This window comes from Nocardioides lacusdianchii, from assembly GCF_020102855.1.
Taxonomy (GTDB): domain Bacteria; phylum Actinomycetota; class Actinomycetes; order Propionibacteriales; family Nocardioidaceae; genus Nocardioides; species Nocardioides lacusdianchii.
Map to the genome: position 1 here is coordinate 1 of NZ_JADHZD010000042.1, position 1,424 is coordinate 1,424.

Here is a 1,424-nt window from a genome sequence, read left to right on the forward strand (position 1 = left end):
GGTCAAGTCCCCGGTAGTGGTGTAGCGCTGCGTTCTCCTTCGTGATGGGTCAGGCGGTCAGGGCTGGCAGATCATCAGCTCCGATCTCGGGGTCGTTGGTGGCGACGATGTTGACTCGGCAGCGGGCGAGGACTTCGAGTCCGAGGTAGCGGCGGCCTTCGGCCCACTCGTCGGTCTGCTCGGCCAGCACGGCGCCGACCAGGCGAACGATCGCACCGCGGGTGGGAAAGATGCCGACGGCGTCGGTGCGGCGCCGGATCTCGCGGTTGAGGCGTTCGGCGGGGTTGTTGGACCAGATCTGGGTCCACACGTCCTTCGGGAAGCCGGTGAAGGCCAAGATGTCGGCGCGGGCGCCGTCGAGGTGGTCGTGGACCTCTGGGAGCTTGTCCTCGACGTAGTCCAGGAGTCGGTCGAACTGGGCGTGGACCGCGGGGCGGTCGGGCTGGTCGTAGACCGAGTGCAGCATCGCCTTGACGGCCGGCCACATGCTCTTGGGCGTCACCGACATCAGGTTCGCGGCGTAGTGGGTGCGGCAGCGCTGCCACGAGGCTCCGGGGAGGTTCGCTGCGATCGCCTCGACCAGGCCGGCGTGGGCATCTGAGGTGACCAGCCGGACCCCGGTCAGGCCGCGGGCAACCAGGTCGGCGAAGAACTCGTTCCACACCGGACCGGTCTCAGCGGTGGCCACGCGCATGCCGAGGACCTCGCGATGCCCGTCGCCGTTGACGCCAGTGGCCAGGAGCACGACGGCGTTGATGACCCGCCCGCCTTCGCGGAGCTTCATCGTCAACGCGTCCGCGGCCACGAACGTGAACGGTCCAGCCGCGTCCAACGGTCGGTGGCGGAACTGCTCGACGTGCTCGTCGAGCTCGGCGGCCATCCGCGAGACCTGCGACTTGGACAGCGAGTCGATCCCGAGGGTCTTGACCAGCTTGTCCATCCGCCGCGTGGACACGCCGGCGAGGTAGCAGTCCGCCACGACGGTGATCAGCGCCGCCTCGGCGCGCTTGCGGCGCTCGAGGAGCCACTCGGGGAAGTAGGTGCCCCTGCGCAGCTTGGGGATCGCGACGTCGATGGTCCCGACCCGGGTGTCGAGGTCGCGGTGGCGGTAGCCGTTGCGCTGCGCGGTCCGGCCCGGCGTCGGGCGTCCGTACTCGGCGCCGACGATCGCGTCGGCGTCCGCACACAGCAGCGCGTTGATCATCGTCTGCAGCAGCTCACGCATCAGATCGGGTGAGGCTTCGGCGAGTGCTTCGCCCAGCAGACGTGCAGGGTCGACAATGTGGGGAGCGGTCATCGTGATGGTCCTCGAGGATTCGGTAGAAGGTTGACTCGAAGGATCACGCGGTGGCCGCGCCAACGTCCGACGTACACGCCGGTGACGATCTCGGCGACCGCGCTACACCACTATCGGGGACTCAACT

The 1,424-nt window shown here is 68.5% G+C and carries 1 protein-coding gene; it reads right to left on the reverse strand.

Annotation, left to right across the window (positions count from 1 at the left end):
• Window positions 1–49: 49 nt before the first annotated feature.
• Window positions 50–1,297, reverse strand: a complete 1,248-nt coding sequence (locus IRX98_RS22365; RefSeq protein WP_224280558.1) for an IS256 family transposase — start codon at window positions 1,295–1,297, stop codon at window positions 50–52.
• Between the last annotated feature and the right edge of the window lie 127 nt (window positions 1,298–1,424).